The following is a 21,113-nucleotide window of genomic DNA, read 5'->3' on the forward strand; positions in this document are numbered from 1 at the left end:
CAAATGAGTTGTTTCTACCTTTCCAAAAGGAAGTCATCATCAAATTCTTCTGCATCGACAAGTGCCTCGTATTTCGCAATTTCTTCCTGTAGGACTTTTTCGAGTTCCTTAAATTTCGCGGAAATACTGCCTGGTGATACGTCATATTCCACCGCAAGCTCTTCTTGGGTGGATACACCATTATACGGAAAGATTTGCTCAACCATATACACCAATGCCGCTTCATAAATTCCCGTTTTGATAATCCTTGGATTTTTGCGCTCACAATATTTATGCCATAGCGAAAGGCCAATCCCTATTATTTCTTCTTCGAAATCGTATTCCTTCATTCGGACTTGAAACATTTCGGCTACTTCTTGTTGTTTCGGTGTTTTCCATTCGTAATCCTCTGCGGTGACAGCATCTTTTCCGAACATAAAAACCATGAAGACATTGATAAATTCATGTGTCATAAAATCAACTGGATTGGTCTCGCCACTTTGTTCAAAAAGGTCAAGAATCATTTTTCGCATATCTTCCGCAACATCCGTTGGCAACTCCAGAAATGTTGGAAAAAAGATGGAGTTCGCCCCAGCAGGCAACAACGTTCCGAACACAAAATAACCTGCTTCCACTCCCGTCTCTGTTAAGTAAATCCGGACACGGTGCTCGTTTTCGGTAAAAATATCACGCACCGTCATATAGGTTCTCCGCTCATCAACCTCAGTCACCGTATAGGCAGACGGACGCACTTCCTTCCATGTCTGTAAAAGGTCGCGTGTACGTGGGCGACTGCATTTCGGACCATAGATATCGACATATTCTTCTAAAATGGTCTTCTCATCGGCTGGAATCGAGCTAATCACCCAAACTCGTGAAAAGAACGAAAATAAATCGTACACATCATCTGGAAGCTCGTCGAAAATATCCGAATACTCATCCAGAACGTCATCTAAAAACTCTTCGTACATGTGAAATGCGTACTGAAACAAATCATGCTGGATATCGTTCAACTCGTTCTCCACGACTTGATCAATGGAAACGACCGTAGACCAGCCACAGCATTTTTTATACTTCTTTCCACTCCCACATGTGCAAAGGTCGTTCCGTCCAATAACCTTCATGAAAATCATTACCCTTCTCTTTTAACTATGACATTATCATATCATAATTTTCATAAGGCGGAGTGGGTATATCGGCCATAATTGCGTTGTATCGTGGAAATTTTGTTTCCAGTGGGGGAGTGGATCAAATGATGACGGATTGGTTGCGTGGGTGCCGTTCGGATTTGCGTCGATGCATCCGGATTTGCGTCGCCGGCAGATATTTGCGTCAAATCTACGGATTTATGCGTCGGTTCTCGGATTTTTGCGTCTCCGCACACTTTTTTGCGTCAATGCGAACGGATTTGCGTCGTCACACACACATTCACAAATCAACCCAAAATAAAGAAGATAGACTAAATCAGTCTACCTTCTTTCAAAATACTCTTATTTTAATTCAAGTTCTGGCTCGAGTTCCGCTTCAAAGATACGTGGCCAAGGCAGTTTGACATGGACACTCTCTAGCTCAGAAATCGTCTTGAAGAAATCCTTGTTTCCTCTTGAACCGATGTATACTTTTTTTCCGTCAAAATGCTGGTACCATTTTTCTGTTTCAAGTGTGAGCTTTTCTTGAACAAAGGTATTAACTAAATCATATTTTTCACCAAGGTCCCATTCACTTGCTCCAATCGATTGAATATACTCTCTTGCCGCAGGATGAACGATGTTTTTATAGCTTTGGTCCTTCGTAAAGCGATGGAGTAAAAATTCGTAATGGTACTCCGCTGTCTGTGCATATAATGGGACACCAAATCCATTCGTTTGTTGTAAAAATGCATACCGAGCTGCAGCGTGACCTACTGTGATACCAAGTGCATTACCAGCCGTATTCCATCCGCTGTATGAAAGAATCTTGGTTAAATCCACATTTTCAGCAAGCTCGGTCACAAACTCTTCGTCAGCCTTGTTGACGATCCAAACATCCCCGATTGCCACCTGTTCTCCATCTGCTATCAGTTCACTTGTTCTTGCTACAAGACCCGCTATGTCCTTCTCTCTTGTTGAATCAGCAGCTGATGGAGTGTTTAACAGTAGATGAATATCAGCATCTTCTTCATTCGTTACGACTTTTCCTCCAGCCGAGACAATATGTTTTTGAACATTATAATCAAAGGTTGTATCTTCAAAAGGAGCAATCCAATCATCCCCGTGAATCCCACCATATTCTACAAAGAATGTTGGTGTTGTTCCAAATAATTGATTCACAAATCGCGAAACCAATACGACATCAACCTCATCTGCTCCTGGGAAAACAGCTACTTGATCTCCGACATTAAGAGCGTCCACCTTATCAAGTAAAAGCTCTCTTTCCGCTCGATGAAGTCCATAAGGGGCAGCGTCATCCTGTGATAAGATCAAATAGTCGATATATCCTTCTTTCACCCAGTCAATCATCAGATTATTCACTGTGTGATTTCTTGCCCTTGCTTTTTTATAGTCATCTAATACAGCCTCAGGAATAATCGACTCTAAATAGTCAAGTCTTTCCTTTCCTTCCATCCCTAAGTTAACAACTTTATCATAAAGTACTGCCCATTCACTTATCTGTGAATAATACTTTAAATACTCATCACTTATGGCCGTGACAGCTAAACGTTGAATCGTATCATACACATAAACTGGTTTTTCTGGATATAGCTCTTTCAATTGTTTAATCACCTGAATATCGGAAAGAGAATCCTCAAGTGACTTTGTGCCTGTTCGAGAGGCAACTAATCCCCCATAGGCTAGCATACTAGTTGAAATGACAAACCCATCTGCTTTGTCTCCATTTTCGATTAACCATTTGCTTATTTCCTCACTATTTCCTGGAGTCGTAAACATTCCGATCATCTCTTTAGGTGGTAAAACCACCTTTACACCAGCTGAATATCCTACTTGGGTTGGAAAATAAGTGTTTGCTGGTCGATCATCGAGTGGAACCATTAAGATGGTTGCAAGTTCATCTTTTTCCTTTGCAGCACTGATTACGCTGGCTGAGCTAAATAACAATAGGACCGCGAGACTAATAGAAAGCATTTTTCTCCATTTCTTCATTGGTTTCCTCCTAATTATTACTTACTTTTTTACACCTTATAGAACTACCCCGTTTTCTACTAAAATCGCTTGTAGCTTATTGATGTCTATATCCTTTGGTGCTACATTTTCGGTAATTGAAAGTGCTGCGGCTGTTCCAGCTGCTTGCCCTGTTGCCATTGCACTAGGAGTAAGTCTTGTTGTTGCTAATGCCTCATGTGTAGTTGAAATACACCTCCCCGCTACTAGTAAATTTTCAATTTTCTTTGGCACAAGGCTTCTATACGGAATGCCATAGCTTCCATCTCCTTCGATGTCATTTGCCTGAACACCTTTACCAGTTGGGTCATGTATGTCAATTGGGTAGCCACTAAGAGCAATCGTATCCTCAAATTTTTTCCCCGCCACTACATCCGCAATTGTAAGGGCATATTGTCCATCAATACGGCGAGTTTCTCGGATACCAATTTGTGTACCAACAGCTGAAATAGACGCTTTTTCAAAGCCAGGAATCTTCTTTTGTAAAAATTCAGCCATCATCAGTACTTGTTTTCTACCTTCTTTTTCACCCTCGGATAGGTCAAATACATCTGTTCCATCTAATCCCTGAACGCGTGTACAATTGACTAAAACCTCATCCTCCTCGGGACCTGCAAAAAAGAGCACTTGATCACGATTAATCGGAACGCCTGATTCATTCCATTCCTTATAAAAGCCTTGAACACCCGTTAGTGGCAATTCATCTAATTCGTCGATGGGGGTATTTTTATAGAAATTACTTGGGTTTGCCTTCATCGCGTCCTTTACCTTTAACAAATCGACGCCCCTCATTCGAAACTTCATTGTCATAGGCTGTGTTTTATGATCACTGTCTCTGCCTTTTAAGCATGGGGCTCCGGATAAAAAAGCAATATCTGCATCTCCAGTTGTATCAATAAATCTTTTTGCCGAGACAGTGATTGGTCCGGACTTAGTTGTTAAATTAATTGATGTAATAATGTTCCCGTCAACTTCTACCCTATCTACAAAACTATGAACAAGTACTTCTACACCCGCTTCTTCAAGCATTTCGAGTGCTAATAGCTTGTATTTTTCAGGATGATAGGGAGTTAGTGTGCTAGTAAAGCCTACCGTATCCCGTAAATGACCCGGTGAGCCATCTTGCTTCATTAGACGATCCACAATTTCTTGTGCAATTCCTTTTATTACTTGCTTACCTGATGATGTATGAAAGGTCATCCACGGATATACTAAAGCTACCGTAGACATCCCACCTAAAAATCCATATCTTTCAATAAGTAGTGTTTTTGCTCCTGCTCTACCTGAAGCAATCGCTGCATTAATGCCTGCAGGACCTCCCCCTGCAACCACGACATCAAACTCTAGTTCTCTCTTCAAAATAGACACATCCTTTTTTCATTTTTCTTACTTTCCACCAGTCATAGCGACACCTTCAATAAATTGCTTTTGAGCAAAGAAGAAGACAATAAGCAATGGAACAGTTGCCATAACAGATGCACTCATAAGTAGCTCCCACTTCGTTCCAACCTCATCAGTAAATAAGGCCAAAGCTAGTGGTAATGTCATTAATTCTTTTGAATTGATGTAAATGAGTGGTTCATAAAATTCATTCCAGCTTGTTAAAAATGTAAAAATGGTTAAAGTGGCAATTGCCGGTTTTGCAAGTGGAAGCATGATATTCCAATAGATTCGAAAATACGAGCAACCATCAAGTTTTGCTGCCTCTTCCAATTCCTTAGGGACTAGTAGGAAAAACTGTCTCATGACAAAGACGCCAAATACACCTGCTGGGCCTAAAATAGGAATCGCAATTAACGGAACATGTGTATTGATTAATCCTAAATCCCTCATGAATAAAAATAGTGGAATCGTTATAACCTCAACTGGGATCATCATCGTACTTAATAAACAGAGGAATAAGAATGAACTTCCTTTAAACTTCAGTTTCGCAAATGCATAGCCTGCCAATGAACCTAAAAAAATGGTCCCGGCTGTAACAAGAATGGCAATATATAAGCTATTAAAATAAAAAAGATGGAAGGGTGTAGAATCTAGTACTTTTAAATAGTTCTCCCATTTAAAGGGTTCAGGGATTAACTGAAAGACAAACACCTTCGTTGAGTCTTTAAAAGATGTATTAACCATCCATAACAATGGAACAATCATAATCAGTGATATCAATGACAATGTCACATAAAACAAAATTTTTGTAAGTATACCGTTTTTCTTTTTATTGTTCATGGAATACCCACCTTCTTCTTCCAACCCACTGAATAATGGTAAAGATTAAAATGATGACAAATAAAACGAGAGCGATTGCTGATGCGTACCCAAAATCAAAGAGTTTAAATGCATTTTCCCAAATATAGTAGACTAGCACTTTAGTAGAATTTCCTGGGCCTCCGCCCGTCATCACGTATATTTGGCCAAACACTTTCATTGATCCAATGACTGTTAAAATTAAGGTTAAAAAGACGGTTGGTGTAATCATCGGGAGTGTGACATTCCAAAATTGTCTTCCTTTTCCTGCCCCATCTAATACAGACGCCTCGTAAAGATTTTTATCTACTTGTTGTAAGGCGGCTAGAAATAGAACCATATTTAACCCCACATTTTTCAAAGCACTGACAACAATGACAGCTGCCATCGCAAGGTTTGGTGAATATAACCAAGCTGGTCCATCAATCCCAAACACCGCAAGCATTTGATTGATAAAGCCTTCATCTGTCCCGAACATATACTTCCAAATAATCGACCAGACTACGATTGATGTCATAACTGGAATAAAAATGGCCGTTCTAAAGATGCCAATCCCCGGCAAATTACGTTGTAAAAGAAGGGCCAAAAATAATGCAAGGACAATATTGATCGGAACCAGTCCCGCCGCAAAAATTAATGTATTTTTTAATACCACCCAAAAGTCCGGGTCATTGACTAGTCTTTCGTAGTTTTCCGGTCCGATAAAGGTTGGATCCCCAAGAAGCTGCCAATCTGTAAAACTAATATAAATCGAATATACGAGCGGAAATACCATTACTATTAAGAATCCCAATACCATTGGACTAACAAATAAATACCCGTAAAATGCCTCACTACCTACGAATTTCCGTCTCCTTTTTCCACCATCCAGAGGTAGGCGATTCGCTGTTTGTACTATTGGTTCCACTTCATCCTACCTCCTTTATAATGAGTCGATACCCTCTTGAAAAGTGGATATTGCTTTTTCAATACTATCTTCGGTATGTCCAGTAACGATTGCCCCGAGCATAACCGCCTTTACTCCTGCTTGATAAAGAGCTGGCAAATCATGTGGTACCAGTTTTCTTTGTGACGGAACAAGCACCGGTACATCTACACTTCGCACGAGTTTACTATAGGCAAGAACATCTTTAAATGTTAAAGGCGTACCATATTCCTCTCCACGGACAATCGATGCTTCAAGGGCGACAATTCCAAAATGCTTTACATTCCCTATATTCCCTATTTCATAATCATTGGTTATCGCAAATGTTTTTTCGATTGGATCTAGCCCTAACATCCAACTTGGCTTATGGTGCCCGTATATCGAATAAAAACCAAAACCAAGATTAATAAGTTTCTCCATTTCAGTTCTTTTTATATCTTCAAATGAGCCACCTGGAACGATGCCGAGTGGTCCAGAAAATTCATCCCTAATACAGCGAAATACATTAGAATAAGAGTCAACCTCTCCAAAATGATTTCCCGATGCACGATGTTCAACATTCACATGCATTTTTATCACATCAACGCCAGCACGAATGGCAGCCCTTGCTAAGTCCAACCGATTTTCTGGCAAACTCACTATTAATGTCATTTTCTTTTTTTCCAAAATATGCTGTAAAGATGTACTCAAGCGATTTCACCCCTAGTAAAAGGTAAGCGGTTAAGCTTTTAACACACTTAACCGCATCCTCGTCATTCTTTTATTTCAATAATGGATTGATTTTTTCTTCCATTGTTTTTAAGATGTCTTCTGGCTCTTTTAATTGTCCAAATAACTCATCAAATCCGAATTGAATGGCGTTATCAATTTTTTGCCACTCAATATGGCCAGCTTGAAGTCTTGCATTGTCCATTTCATCAATTACTGCCCTCTGAATGCTTTCGACTGGCGGATTATTTGGTTGATTCACAAACTCATCAGAGCTCAAAACAGACTCACGTGGCGGTACAAAGAAAGTAGATGTTGCTGTAATTCCCTCTTGGCTTGTAAAGAATTTTAATAGTTCCTTCGCTTCATCAGGATGTTTTGAACCTTTGAATAATCCATAACCCGCTTGACCAAGCATTGGAAATCTACCTTCTGGTCCCTCAGGTAGTGGTGCAATATCCCATTTAAAATCTTGGACATTACGTGCAGCCGATACATAACTATAAACATCGAAAAACATTCCAATTTTTCCTGATTCAAAGCTTACTTGTTCCCCAGCTTTTGGATGTGATGCATCCGCAAACATCATACGGTCAAGCATTTTGAATGTTTCAACACCTTGTGGACTATTCCATGTGAATTCTGTTTGGCCTTTATTAAACAAGTCCCCACCGTTTGCCCACGTGTGTGATAATAACGTAATCCACGTATTCCAATCACGGAAGAAGTTTGCACCATATACTCCATCAGCAGAAATGGCTTTTGCAGATTTTTCAAATTGCTCCCATGTCCATGTCCCTGCTTCTGCATGCTCGTTTGGTGTTTTTTCACCTGCATTTACGAACAAGTCCTCGTTATAAAAAATAACCGATGGAGGAGTTGAGAATGGAATTCCTAATAGTTGATCGTCCTTCTTAAATAGATCGAGCGTTGATGGGAAAAAGTCATCCATGTTATACTCAGCATCATCTTTGAAAGAAGATACATCCTCTAACAAATCGTTTTCCATAAATTGAGGCACCATGCGCTCTGCCACCCATCCAACATCAGGCAATTCTCTACCAGCCGCTAAAACTGTAATTTTTTGCTGGTAGTCTGGGAAAGGAACACTTTCCATTTTCACCTTAATATTTGGATGTGTCTCATTGAACTTTGCGATTAATTTGTTGTACACTTCCTGATGAGCTTCACTTCCCCACATCATGAAGGTTAACTCAACTTGTTTATCTGTTTTTTTGTCTCCATCGTCTTTTGAATCGCTTGTACCTGCATCATTGCTACACGCCGCTGAAAACGCTATCAAAATAAATGTTAATAAAATGATTCCAAGCTTTTTCATTATCGTAATCCCTCCCTTTCATATCTATTTTAAGGAATAAGCCCAGTAAAAAATATCCTCTCAAAAAGAGATATAGTTCGTTTAACTTAGGTATTTGAATGTTAGGAAAATTTACGAAACTGCACAGGGGTCATTCCTACTTCTTGCTTAAACACCATCATAAAATGTTTAGGGCTTTTATAACCCGAAAGCTGAGCGACCTCATACACTTTTAAATTGGTGTCTTTGAGAAGTTTTTTTGCTCGTTTTAGTCGTTCTTCCGTTAAATATTCTGTAAATGTTTGATTAAGTTCTGCTTTAAAAAGCTGACCCACATATTGGGGGTTCAAATATACATAATCTGCAATGTGCTTTAGCGTTATTTCATTGCTTAAATGATCATCAATATATTGAAGAATTTTTTGAAATTGTTTTGAGGTTTCTATTAATTCCTCATCCTTATCCTTAAAATGCTTTGAAATGGTTTCAGATAATTCCACCCTGTTAATCGGCTTTAATAAATAGTCCGTTATTCCATAACGCATTGCCGTTCGCGCATACTCGAAATCTCCGTGCCCACTTAATATAATGATGGGAACCTCCTTCGATATCTGTCTAACCTTAGAAATAAACGTTAATCCATTCATCGCTCCCATTCGAATGTCGGTAATAATAAGGTGAGGAAGTCGTTGATGTAAAAGCGATAGACCTTCTTCTCCACTTTTAGCCTCACGAACAGTAAAACCACCAATTACTTGTTCGAGTAATACCTTTAGTCCCGTTCTTATAATCTCTTCATCCTCAACGATAAGAATTTCCTTCACTTTTCTTCCCCCATTCTTTGAATCGGAAATGTTAGAATAACTGAAAATCCTTCCTTTTCTCCACTTTCTATTTGTATTCCATATTGTTTTCCATACAAAAGCTGGAGCCGTTCATGAACATTTGAAAGAGCGATCCCACTATGTTTTTCAGAGGATGTATGCTGCTGATTCTCTATTAATCTATTAAGTTCTTCCAAGCGCACTTTAGTAATTCCATTTCCATTATCTTCGACCTTGATTGTAATATGATTGCCATTCCTGTTTACCTTAATAAAAATGCTGCCCCCATTACTTGATAAACCATGCACAATCGCATTTTCGACTAAGGGCTGGAGTACTAGTTTTGGTAGCAATGCATCATATAGGGAAGGGTCCATTTCCTCAAAATAATGGAGTTTTTCACCCATCCTTACCTTTTGAATCGAAATGTACGATTGTATAAATTGCAACTCTTCCTTTAACGACACAACCTTTGAAGAATTGTCAATCGTATATCTGAGTAGTCTCCCTAGTGAAGATACCATATCTGACACATCCAAATTTCCTTTCGTAATTGCAAGCATATTAATCGACTCAAGTGTGTTATATAGGAAGTGAGGATTCATCTGACTTTGCAGGGCTCTTATTTCAGCCTCTTTTTCTCGCAAACCAGTTTTATAAACTTCTGATACTAGTCTGTCAATCTCACTAATCATATGATTAAAGCCGTTTCCAAGTTGACCAATTTCATCATTAGATTCTATTTCAACCCTCTGTGAAAGGTTCCCCTTTTGTACCTTATCCATTGCTTTTCGTAATTTATGGAGTGATTGTACAAGTGGTTTGGAGAGTACAAAACCTAATAAGAGAGAAATGAAAATACCAATAATAACAACAACAATAATCATCTTACGTAGTTGATTCACTTCACTAAATACGACAGATCGAGGGGTTAGCATAATGGTTTTCACCCCAGAATATGAGGATTCGTTATAAACCATCATGTAATCCTTTCCGTTAATTGGAATACTCGTATAGTTTTTTACTGTAACACCTTCCAATTCTTCTAAAAAGCTTAGCTCAATAATTTTATTTTCCTTATTCGGATAAATAAATTGATTACTTGAGTCCAATACAAAAATATGACTTTTTGAGTTAGCGTTGTCGACAATTTCTTCAATAAGTTCCTGCTTTATATCTACTTTGATGATCCCTAGCGGCATATATGTTGAAGGATCTCGAATAAGCCTGGCAACTGAAAATACAGCTGTTTCTTTATTTAAATAGTAATTGGGTTGGTGAAGGGGTAGTAACACCCATTCTCCATCTGCCTTCTCAATCTTCTTAATCCAGTCATTGTTTCTTTCGAAAACCTTTAGCATTACAGAATTCGAATCTAAATTACTAAAAATGGTCCCATCATTTGCTAAAATATGAATTCCCTTAATCTCATTTCTCATATGTATTAAACTTGATATATATCTCCACATTGGGAGTCGTTCGGAAGCAGGTGGAAATGCAGTAGATGTACTTGGTTCTTGATGGACTTTTAAAATATCCAGAATCTGCTGAACATATAGTGGTGAAAGTGAAATAATTTGCATCTCTTTTAAATACCGATTAATATTTTGATTAATTTGATCAGCCAGTTGAATCTGGTACTCCTCCGTCCGTTCTTGACTAGATCTTGCAAATTGATAATAGGTGATGCTCCCCAAAATTAGAGCTGTTAAGAGAATTAAGAGTGAAAAAACCAGCATAAGTTTCACGCGGTAAGGTAATGAAAGTAAATAGCTTTTAAGTTGCTGATATTGTGGAATTCCCATCGATCTCCCCTCACAAATGATGTATTTTATTATTTTATTTCTTTCGACATTTTTAGTTGAAATCCTTTGAATTTTTCTTAGGGGAAGAAAACTACAGCTAATTGACAATATTTTTAGCTGATAATTTGAATTGAAACCTGTTTTTAACTCCTCGTAATAAAGATTGATCCATCCTATGGTCGTTAAGGTGCATCCCATGGCCATTAGTAAAAATAGAACCCGAATACCGCCGCAGGCATTCGGGTTTCACTCACCTAAACATGTATCTTTAACGTTTGTCCGATATTTAATATGTCACTCGTTAAGTTGTTCGATGTTTTTATGTTGGCAACGGTGGTATTATACTTTTTGGCAATTCCGTATAAGGTGTCACCGGATGCGACTGTATACATCACAACATTTGTTGGAACTTTTAAGACTTGCCCGACGTAGATCATGTCCGATGTTAAGTTGTTGGCATTTTTAATGGCGGTCACGGTGGTGCCATTTTTAGCAGCAATGGCCGACAATGTGTCACCCGCTATGACTGTATAATTTACTGTATACACAGGTGCGGTTGTGCCGCTCACGGTCCCGGTGGGAGGCGGAGCCGTTGGTGCAACAACATCTGTTGGAATTCGTAATACCTGTCCGACAAATAGTGAATCGGTTGCAAGTCCGTTTGCATCCTTCAGCTCAGTAACCGATGTGTCGTTCCGGTTCGCGATTGCCCAGAGCGTGTCTCCAGACGCAACCGTGTATGTTTTATAGTTCTGAACAGGACCTGTATAGATTGGCGATACAACTGGTACGGTGTTAGGCAACGTCGTGGTGTAATTATTCCAGACGCTTTTGTTTTCTTGACCGATACTCCAGTTACCAACACCGCGAATATTGTATTTGCCAACAAGTTCAAGCTTTGCCTGAATCGACTCGTTATTTTCAAACCAAATGGTGTAGGTTCCTGGTGAAAGCGAGGCGCCATTTACAAATGTTACCGGGTCGCCAGGCTTTATCGTAATAGTCGCTTTTGGCGTTTTACTTACCTCATCAAACACTACGGTACCGTTATAGCGCTCAATCATGGTCTCAACCTGCGTGTTTGAAATTCCATAGCCGCCATAGTTTTGCCCCTCTATCCAATAGCGCCCAAAATGTGCGATACCCAGGACAATTTTATCTGGCGCTACATTTTGCGCAAGCGCGTATTGAATAGATTTATCAACCCACGAATAGCTTGCCACCGATCCAGGATTTCCGCCCTGATAGCTCTCGTCGTACGCCATAATCATGAGATAATCCGCATATTTCGCCAGATTTGTGTAGTCGTACGACCCATGCCAGCCCACATTCCAACCATTTGGATTGGCTGCAACCGCAACGGAAACTTCCTTCGTCGGCGGTATTTTTTCACGTAGCAAACGTACAAATTCGGTATAGTTTGCGCGGTCCGCATCGCTCACATTTTCAATATCGACATTGACTCCATCAAGGTTATAGCGTGCAATCGCATCGGCAATTTGCTGGGCGGCAAGTTCCTTGTTCGCAAGCATCGCCCGACCGACATCACGGTTCCAGTGATTACTTAAAAATGGAACGACGCGAATTCCTTGTCTGTGCATCGTGTCGATAAAATTGCGGTCAACCTGGTAGGTCAGCTTCAGCGTTCCGTCCGGATTGATATCAAAATAACTCGGTGCGACAATGTTCACGGCGTGCCCCGTTGAATTTACCGTGTTTACATATTCCTTTGTATTGCCAAAATACATATACCCAAGATTGATTACCTCGCTCGCTGAAATTGGCAGTCGCAATGTTTGGTTCGGCCGAAGCACGTCACTCGTTAAATTATTGAGCGTCATCAATGCGTCAACCGTTGTGTTATAGCGCTTTGCCACAGTATACAAAGTGTCGCCCTGAGCAACCGTGTATGAGCTGAGAGAAACATTGGTTGCAGCGCTTGTATTCCCAGCGACGTCAGTTTGGGTAACCGAAGCTGATGCAACCTTAGATGCCTGATCAACATACACATCTACCGAATAAAATCCATTTGCATCTGCATTCGCGATTCGCGTTACGAGCACATTTTTATCAGCATCAAAAAGAGAAACTTCAACCTTTGCGCTCGCCTCAGCAGATCCAATCACCGTATATATATACTGCATATTTTCATAACGGAAGCCATTTTTCGTTGCAACTGCATGATCAACGACCGTATCCTTCACAATTGTCAATGCCTCAGCAATACTTCGATTTCCAGCTCGATCGGTTTGCCGAGCTTCAAAGGTCAACGGTCCATCCTTCAGCCCTGACAGATTAAAATTGGACGTAAATGTTCCGTTTACAACCTTTGCGGTTTGCCTCACCGTTGTCGTGCCATCACTGACGACCATTTCAACGGTCGCACCTTCTTCCACGCTTGAACCCGTAATTGTAAAATCGGACTGGTTCTTGATGTTCACATAAGCTGATTGATTTGTCACCACTCCAACCGGTGCTGTTGTATCTTTTTCAAGCTTAAAAGTTCGCATTTCGCCAACGTTTCCAGCATTATCTGTGGCGCGGAATGTGGCTGTCAGTTGGCCATCGTTTAAAGTACCCAGGTCAAAATTTTCCTCAAACCTGCCGTCGTCATCCGTTTCAACCGTTTTCGTGACGACATTGACACCATCTGAAAATTCGATCACAACTGTACTATGTGGTTCAACAACACCGCGAATAGGATAAACCAAAACATTGTCCGAAAAAATAGGGAGTGGTGTTTCCAACTGAATCGCGTTTGGCCCCACTGTATCCTTGACCAACGTCTTAGTTACAGCTGGACTCGCATTTCCTGCTCGGTCGATTTGGGTCAATTCAAATGATAAATCTCCATCTAAAAAAGCTGTTAAATCAACCGGAACACGAAATTCTCCATTTTCATTCGTGGTAGCAGTCACGACTTGTTCCTGCCCATTTCCATTAAAAATGCGAACCCGAAGATCTGTGTTTGCCTCAGCTTTTCCGATTAGCTCGTAGCTTGCTTGATTTTTACCGGTAATAAATTGGTTGTTGTTCAAGATCGGTGCGGTCGGCGCCTTCGTGTCTTTTTCAACCGTTACATTACTCACATTGCTTGTAATGCCGGATGCACTCGTTTGGAAGGCTGAGATTGTCAGGTTCGTATCCAACAATGCGCTCACATCAACAGCAACATTGTACTCCCCATTTTCATTTGCCGTCGTAGATGTGATGATATCCGGATTTACTCCGTCTGACACGGTAATATCCACGGTTGTACCCGGCTGTGACTTTCCGAAAATGTGATAGCTCGTTTCTGAGTTACCGTTGATAATCTCCGTATTGTTAATGACCGGTGGCGCAAGAGTTGTTTCCTTCATGAGTGTTGCCCGCTCGACTGCGCTTTGATTTCCATGCTCATCAATTGCACTTGCTGTGACTAAAATTTCCCCGTCATTCAAGCTGCGAAGGTCTACAGATGTTCGGAACTCGCCATTGGCATTCGCTACAGCCTCAACCGTAATTTCGGGATTCACCCCATCCGATAATACAATTTGTATGGTCGCACCGGGGTCGGCCATTCCAAACAGAGTGTAGCCATTTGCGTTTTGTGTGTTGACCGTTTGCGTCGTGCTAAGGACAGGTTCACCCACGAACGTATCCTTTTGCACGGAAACTTGTGCCGGTGTGGAGCTATTTTGAGCTTCATCTGTTGCGGTTGCAGTAATTGTGATTGTTCCGTCATTTAAACCAGATAAGTTAAGGGCCGTTGAGAATGCGCCGTTTTCGTTCGTTGTAATTCTGGTTTCCACCGCTGGATTAACCCCATCTGTAGCACGAATTGTAATTGTTGCATTTGGCTCAGCTGTTCCCGCGAACGTATAACTTGCTACATTTTTACCGGTAATATCCGGTAGTTTTTGTAAAATGGGCACCTCAACCGTGGTATCCTTTTTAACTGTCAGTTTCGTCATTCCACTTTCGTTTCCGGCCGAATTAACAGCTTTTGTTGTAATCGAGATCGGTCCGTCACGCAATGTGCTAAGATTCACAAACGCATTAAATTCGCCTTTTTCATTCGTGAGGACTTCCGTTGTTATCGGTGCATTCACTCCATCAAAAAAGACCATTTGTACGCGCGTTGCAGGACTCGCCGTCCCTTTCACCAGATAGGCTGCAGCTGATTGCCTGTTGATGATTTGGGTATGAACCAGTGTTGGTGCTTCTAGGTTAACGGGTGGTGTTTCTTTTTTAGGCGGCTCCTCCGTTGTTACTGGTGTAATCGGAGCAGCAGTTCCGGGAATCATCAGCACCTGGCCAATCGATAAATTCGTTGTTGTTAAATTGTTCGCAGCTTGAATCGCATCAACCGATGTGCCAAATCTTTGCGAAATATTATATAAAGTGTCGCCCGCTACTACCGTATATTTTGTCGTGACCGGCGTAGGTGTTGGTGCAGGAACTGGAGTCGGATCTGGCTTTGTCGGGTCTGTCACAGTCCCACTGCCTGGAATCTTCAGCACCTGCCCAATGTTCAGCACATTTGACGTCAGGTTGTTGAGTGCCTTAACCTGATCCACTGTTGTGCCAAATCTTGTGGAAATTCCGTACAAGGTGTCACCCGCAACTACTGTATAAGTGGATGTATCTACCACCGGTTTAGGCGCTGGTGCTGTCACAGTCTGCTCAACCGGCTTTGGTGCACTTGTTGTCTGTAGTTGCGGAATCCGCAATTTTTGTCCAATCATAAGCATGTCTGTTTTTAAATTGTTGGTTGTGCGGATTTGGTCTACCGTCACGTTATAACGCTTCGCAATGTTGTAAAGCGTGTCGCCTGAACTCACCGTATATGTAAAAAATGGCAATCTCAGTTGTTGGCCGACAAACAGCATATTCGATGAGAGCCCATTGATTTTTTTAATTGAATCAACCGACACATTGAAGCGCATTGCGATTGAGTATAGAGTGTCCCCTGCTTTCACGATGTACAGATCATTCACTGTCTGTGTTGGACCACTGATGGTTTGCGCCCCAACATTTGGCGCGGTCGCCCCCAAATAGAAGGTCGTAATCAGCATCGAACCTGCTAACACCTTTGCGACCTTAATCGGCAGGTGCGGGAATTTTTCTTTTACGAGATGACGAATCTGTGTGTTCAAATCCTTTTTTTCCTGTTGAAAATGTACGCCAAACTCTGATGCAAATTCTGTCATTTGAGACTCCACAAAGACAACCAGTGTATAGTCTTCATTATTTTTCACAAGCTTATATCCTTGAATTTCCAAACGGAACACCCCATTATCCATTCTCTTGTGTTTTAGTTTCTCAACTTCCTTTTTATTCATTCCTTTTTTAGTTAAGATGGACGTAGGAGGGGTTGTTATGCTGCATCATGTTGAAATATATGTTTCCAATTTAGAGAAGTCGAACGTATTTTGGGGTTGGTTTTTAACGGAACTAGGATACCAAAAATATCAAGAATGGGATTCCGGAGTTAGCTGGAAATACGGTGAGACCTATCTTGTGTTTGTGCAGGTGGAAGAGCGGTTTGCGGATGTTCCCTACCATCGTTGCCGGGTTGGGCTGAATCATTTGGCATTTCATGCGCGATCAAAAGAGCATGTGGACGAGGTGACTCAGATGCTTCGGGAGAAAGGGATTCCCATTCTGTATGCCGATCGAACTCCTTATGCTGGCGGAAAAGACTATTACGCTATCTATTTCGAGGATCCAGATAGGATAAAGGTGGAGCTGGTGGCGCCATAAAAAACACCCAACGATTCCCGCCAGGTGCTTGATCAATTACGATATATTTTTCTTCGCTTCATACGGTGGGTCGGCCTTCATGCTTTGTGGCAGCATTTGAATCGAGTCAATAACACTATCAAGCTTCGTTTCGATCCGATGCAATAGATAGAATGTCACGACGACAGGAAAGCCAACCTCCTGAATAAAAGGCAAAAACTGCTCCACCAAACCTCCTCCTCTCCTAAAAATAAAACCAACTCCCAAAAAGAGAGCTGGCTCCAAACTAATTTAAAATTCAACTGATTCAACATTGCGCTCGACAACGCGTGCGCCTTTTTTCTCCATAATCGGTCCACCTGGTGTGATGAACACATTGGATGACACGATGAGATCCATAGCTGCGGAAACTGCCGCTGTATCAACAGGTTCCTTTGGATTCTCAATCGAAACAGTTGCTGTTTTTCCATCTTGATTAATAAATTGCATTTCTAGTGTTTTAGCCACTTTCTATTCCCCCTTTCTAAAGAATTGGTCCAACCTTACTTTCCGTCGCCTGCTAGTGAATAGCTGTTATTACGTTCTAATGTAACAAGCTGTAAGCTTTGAAGCTTTTCGATCGCAATCGCTACTGAATACAATGCATGAGCTGTTACAACGGGATTGATATTGTTGTAGTTTTTGTTTTTGTGGATTACCTTTCCTTTGTCATCATACCTGTTCTCAAACACCAAGCGTAATTGAGTACTTTGAATATCCTGAGTTGCTGCCATGTCCCTCACCTCCTTTACACTTAAGTTATAGAGAGGTAAGGGGCAAAAAGGGGCATCTCTTTTTAAAAAAGGGCAAAAAAAATACCTCCATAAAGGAGGTTCAACAAAATATATAAACAAAGGGGGGGAATACATTATTTATCCTTGCCCGATTTGAACCATCTTATACATAAAAAAGAAAAAGTATCCGAGGTTCCCATAATTTCCCCACATTTGCTCATACTATCCGTACAGATGCTTTTGCCCGAGGTGTACGTATGATTTCGATTTTTATGTCAGAATACAATATTACATACTCTCTTTTTTCAATACTTATTGCCCTTACTTCCGGTATTATTTGCTTTGATATTGCCTTAAATATCGTACCTAAATCGAAAAAACAAATAGGTATTCTTTGGATCTTTCTTGCTGCTTTTACATTTAGCCTTGGTACCAAAACAGCTTATATCGTTGGAATTTCTGGTCACGTAGAGTCATCTACAATCATTTTTCGGATTCCAGAAGTCATTGTTTCTTTCATGATCGTGTTCATCATGAGTTTTCTTGGAATTACTCTATTATCTAAAAAGAATACCTCCTATTTAGTGGCAGGCATTTTTTTTACGATAGGTAGTTGTACATCATACTATATGATCATCTTATCAAATAATCTATTTTCTCTTTCATTTTTAAATTCATGGTTTCTTCTTGGCGTGCTTAACTGCTTTATTTTTAGCATGGTTGGGGGCTTCTTGTTCAAAAAAGAGCTTATTAAAGAAACAACCTCAAAAAAGTGGTATGTTGGAGTAACCTTTGGAATTTCCATCCTTGTGCTCTGTCATATGTCTTCGAAAGGACTTATACATGCTGCCCAGGGTCCTATTTATGAGGGTGGAGTCATTGTCCCTTACCTGTTATTAAGCGTGTTTTTATTCATGTTCATTGCGTTTATTGGCAATTGGTATCAGCAAAAATTGCATGTGGAGCAACAAGATTTGAAAAAGCAAGAACGCTATTTTCGCTCCCTCTATGAGTTAAACCCCATGGCAATTATCATGTTGGATCAGAGTGGAGTCATTATCGACTTAAACCATACTTTTGAAAAACTATCGGGCATGGGAAAAAATGAAGTAATCGGTTTGCACTTTAACCACTTTTTACCTGAATCTATACAAAAAGCTATAAAACAACAGTTTGAAAAAGTATTGGCTGGAGAAGTTGTTGAATATGAAGTTAAAGCATATAATTCCGCAGGTGACCTTATTGATGTCTTTGTTCGGAATATCCCCATTACGGTAGATGGTAAAATCCAGGGAATTTATGGGATGATAAAGGATATCACCGAGAAAAAAAGGAACCTGGAAAAGATCCATTTCATGGCCTACCATACTCCACTTACCAATCTACCGAACAAACGGAAGCTTATTGAGGATGTTGCCGAAAAAATAACGAAAAGAATTCCTTTTAGCCTTGTTTATCTTGACTTGAATGAATTCAAAAAAACGAATGACCGTTTCGGACATTTAGCTGGAGATGCCGTTTTAATTGAGGTTGCCAAACGGCTAACGAAAACGGATGATCAAGGTGTTGCTTATCATATAGGTGGGGATGAATTTGCTGTTACCCTTCCAAAAGTACGGTACAAGGCGATTGAAGAAATTGCACTAGCAATTGCTAATGAAATCCGCCTGCCAATTTCCTATCATGAATTCACATTAGAGGTTTTTGCAAGCATCGGAATTGCGCGTTTCCCTTTCGATGCCGAAACGATAGAGGAATTACTACAGAAGGCAGACCTTGCGATGTACGCCTCCAAGGAACATGGCAGGAGTGAAATTGTGTTTTATCACGAAACACTCTTAAAAAAGGTCGAGGAACGTTTTAAGCTTGAGCAGGATTTAAAGGAAGCTCTTGAAAAACATGAATTTGAGCTATATTTTCAGCCACAATTCGATATTCAAATAGGAAAACTACGCGGGGCTGAAGCTTTATTACGTTGGAACCACCCTAAAAAAGGAATCCTTGGTCCGGATGTTTTTATCCATGTGCTGGAGGAAACCGCGCTAATTGTGGATGTCGGTGAGTGGGTTATAACAGAAGTTTTAGGATTGTTATGTTCATGGACAGAGGCGGGTTATGAATTTGAGAAAGTTTCGGTAAACCTGTCGGCAAAGCATTTTGAAAAACAAAGCTTGTATCATTTTATCCAGGAAGTAAATGAAGGGGACACTGCTTGCCTTAATCGCTTGGACATCGAGATTACCGAAAGTGCCTTAATGAATTTAGAAAAATCGATTGATTCCGTTCACCAATTGAAGAATCTAGGTATCACCATTAGTCTTGATGACTTTGGCACCGGCTATAGCTCTTTAAGTGTTCTTCATCAACTGCCAATCGATTATTTAAAAATTGACCGTTCTTTCATCAAAAATTTTAACACCGATTCAAAAATCTTAATTCAAATGATTATTCAAATGTCTAATAACCTTAACGTCAAAGTCGTCGCCGAAGGGATCGAAACAAAAGAACAACTCGCCTTTCTCATTGAAGAAGGCTGTACCTACGGCCAAGGTTACTACTTCAGCAAGCCCCTCCCAAAAGCCGAATTCGAAGCAAAGTGGCTTAAGCGGTGATTAGGGGCCACGGGTACAGTTATCGTGGCCCCTAAAAAACCATGGGGCCATAACGCGCTAGCATCATGACCCCATTTCATTTCTATTATAATAAGAGATGTGACAGAAGCTTCAACCAACCAAAAAATGCAATCCAAAGAGGTATACTTAATGTCGTCCCCCACACCATGCCAACTGCTAATTGATTCGTATTCTCTTCCATCACTTCGCCTCCTCAACTCATCTTGTCTTATCTCTATTATAACGAAATTATGACAACGCTTACATAAAAACTTCCCAACAAATTATGCCAAATTGTATCAAAAAAGAATGATCAAATACGCCATTGCGTATTTGCGACCGATTTTTAGGCCCATAGGAAGTGGGTCATAAAGACTTGCCACAGGATGTGGCGTTTTTAGTCTTGGATCTTACTGCCTCGAAAAACTTCCGCTGAAAAATCGTGGCANNTATTCAGCAGAAGTGGTTGGTTATTCCCAGAGCTCCCTTTTTGAAGTAGTGATGGCAGCCGCACCTGCCTCGAGTGCTCTTTGCACATCTTCTTTTGTCCGAATAAGCCCACCTGCAAGCACAGGAATATTCAATCTTCCCTTGACCTCTTGGATCATCCACGGCATCGCTCCTGGCAGCACCTCGATGTAATCAGGTTTGTTTTTCTCAATCAACTTATAGCTTTTCTCAAGTGCATGCGTATCAATCAAAAACATTCGCTGTATCGCACAGACTCCCTTTTGCTTCGCCTTTTGAATCACACTAGATTTCGTCGAGATCAATCCATACGGCTGAAATTCCTGACAAAGATATTCCGTCGCGTACTCATCACTTTTTATCCCCTGTACCATATCCACATGAAAGATCATCTTCTTCCCATATTGATTAGCCATCTTATTAATATTTTTCAACTGAGCAATGTGGATTTCCGTAAAAATCCCAATTTCGTATTTACTTTTTAAAAAATACTCAAATTCCTTCATCGTCGTCGATGCAGGCAAAATTTGTTGATCCACCTGTCTCCCCTCCATCTTTTATTAGTAGTATACACTTAC

At 40.6% G+C, this 21,113-nt stretch carries 16 protein-coding genes; 2 read left to right on the top strand and 14 right to left on the bottom strand.

Annotated features, from left to right (window positions below):
- Positions 1 to 14: 14 nt before the first annotated feature.
- From V7147_RS11500 to V7147_RS11545, 10 genes are all read right to left on the bottom strand, one after another.
- Entirely contained in the window at positions 15 to 1,103 is a 1,089-nt protein-coding gene (locus V7147_RS11500) for a YecA family protein (RefSeq protein WP_335367999.1), read from the bottom strand.
- Between the two features lie 366 nt (positions 1,104 to 1,469).
- Positions 1,470 to 3,119 carry a DUF4127 family protein gene (locus V7147_RS11505; protein ID WP_335368000.1) on the bottom strand — a complete coding sequence of 550 codons (1,650 nt, stop codon included), beginning with the start codon at positions 3,117 to 3,119 and terminating at the stop codon, positions 1,470 to 1,472.
- 36 nt (positions 3,120 to 3,155) lie between these two features.
- The gene (locus tag V7147_RS11510) at positions 3,156 to 4,496 is read right to left on the bottom strand and encodes an FAD-dependent oxidoreductase (protein WP_335368001.1); all 1,341 of its coding nucleotides are present in this window, start codon (positions 4,494 to 4,496) and stop codon (positions 3,156 to 3,158) included.
- 27 nt (positions 4,497 to 4,523) lie between these two features.
- Complete coding sequence (locus V7147_RS11515; protein ID WP_335368002.1) at positions 4,524 to 5,360, bottom strand: carbohydrate ABC transporter permease; 837 nt, start codon at positions 5,358 to 5,360, stop codon at positions 4,524 to 4,526.
- Entirely contained in the window at positions 5,350 to 6,285 is a 936-nt protein-coding gene (locus tag V7147_RS11520) for a carbohydrate ABC transporter permease (protein ID WP_438824579.1), read from the bottom strand. Before V7147_RS11520 ends, V7147_RS11515 begins: the two co-directional genes overlap by 11 nt.
- Before the next feature lie 15 nt (positions 6,286 to 6,300).
- Positions 6,301 to 6,993 (bottom strand): hypothetical protein, encoded by a 693-nt coding sequence (locus tag V7147_RS11525; protein ID WP_335368003.1) that lies wholly within the window; start codon positions 6,991 to 6,993, stop codon positions 6,301 to 6,303.
- A 70-nt stretch (positions 6,994 to 7,063) separates the two neighbouring features.
- Entirely contained in the window at positions 7,064 to 8,350 is a 1,287-nt protein-coding gene (locus V7147_RS11530; RefSeq protein ID WP_335368004.1) for an ABC transporter substrate-binding protein, read from the bottom strand.
- Between the two features lie 101 nt (positions 8,351 to 8,451).
- Complete coding sequence (locus V7147_RS11535) at positions 8,452 to 9,153, bottom strand: response regulator transcription factor (protein ID WP_335368005.1); 702 nt, start codon at positions 9,151 to 9,153, stop codon at positions 8,452 to 8,454.
- Complete coding sequence (locus V7147_RS11540) at positions 9,150 to 10,958, bottom strand: sensor histidine kinase (RefSeq protein ID WP_335368006.1); 1,809 nt, start codon at positions 10,956 to 10,958, stop codon at positions 9,150 to 9,152. The genes V7147_RS11535 and V7147_RS11540 overlap by 4 nt, the downstream gene beginning before the upstream one ends.
- Positions 10,959 to 11,212: 254 nt before the next feature.
- Positions 11,213 to 16,222: a LysM peptidoglycan-binding domain-containing protein gene (locus V7147_RS11545; RefSeq protein WP_335368007.1), complete on the bottom strand. Its 5,010-nt coding sequence runs from the start codon at positions 16,220 to 16,222 to the stop codon at positions 11,213 to 11,215.
- Positions 16,223 to 16,319: 97 nt separating this feature from the next.
- Here V7147_RS11545 and V7147_RS11550 point away from each other — a divergent pair, with 97 nt between their 5' ends.
- Positions 16,320 to 16,703, top strand: a complete 384-nt coding sequence (locus V7147_RS11550; RefSeq protein WP_335368008.1) for a VOC family protein — start codon at positions 16,320 to 16,322, stop codon at positions 16,701 to 16,703.
- Positions 16,704 to 16,739: 36 nt separating this feature from the next.
- Here V7147_RS11550 and V7147_RS11555 read toward each other — a convergent pair whose 3' ends face one another.
- The 3 genes from V7147_RS11555 to V7147_RS11565 form a co-directional block, all read right to left on the bottom strand.
- Entirely contained in the window at positions 16,740 to 16,910 is a 171-nt protein-coding gene (locus tag V7147_RS11555; RefSeq protein ID WP_335368009.1) for a YvrJ family protein, read from the bottom strand.
- 63 nt (positions 16,911 to 16,973) lie between these two features.
- Positions 16,974 to 17,189 carry a DUF2922 domain-containing protein gene (locus V7147_RS11560; RefSeq protein WP_335368010.1) on the bottom strand — a complete coding sequence of 72 codons (216 nt, stop codon included), beginning with the start codon at positions 17,187 to 17,189 and terminating at the stop codon, positions 16,974 to 16,976.
- 35 nt (positions 17,190 to 17,224) lie between these two features.
- Positions 17,225 to 17,455 carry a DUF1659 domain-containing protein gene (locus tag V7147_RS11565; RefSeq protein WP_335368011.1) on the bottom strand — a complete coding sequence of 77 codons (231 nt, stop codon included), beginning with the start codon at positions 17,453 to 17,455 and terminating at the stop codon, positions 17,225 to 17,227.
- 257 nt (positions 17,456 to 17,712) lie between these two features.
- Between V7147_RS11565 and V7147_RS11570 the strand changes: the two genes are divergently transcribed.
- On the top strand, positions 17,713 to 20,067 hold the full coding sequence (locus V7147_RS11570; protein WP_335368012.1) for a putative bifunctional diguanylate cyclase/phosphodiesterase: 2,355 nt from the start codon (positions 17,713 to 17,715) through the stop codon (positions 20,065 to 20,067).
- Positions 20,068 to 20,537: 470 nt separating this feature from the next.
- Here the strand turns inward: V7147_RS11570 and V7147_RS11575 are convergent, their stop codons facing one another.
- The gene (locus V7147_RS11575) at positions 20,538 to 21,089 is read right to left on the bottom strand and encodes a glycerol-3-phosphate responsive antiterminator (protein ID WP_335368013.1); all 552 of its coding nucleotides are present in this window, start codon (positions 21,087 to 21,089) and stop codon (positions 20,538 to 20,540) included.
- Positions 21,090 to 21,113 lie beyond the last annotated feature (24 nt).

The sequence above is a fragment of the Bacillus sp. JJ1521 genome (assembly GCF_036965165.1).
GTDB lineage: Bacteria > Bacillota > Bacilli > Bacillales > Bacillaceae_L > Ferdinandcohnia.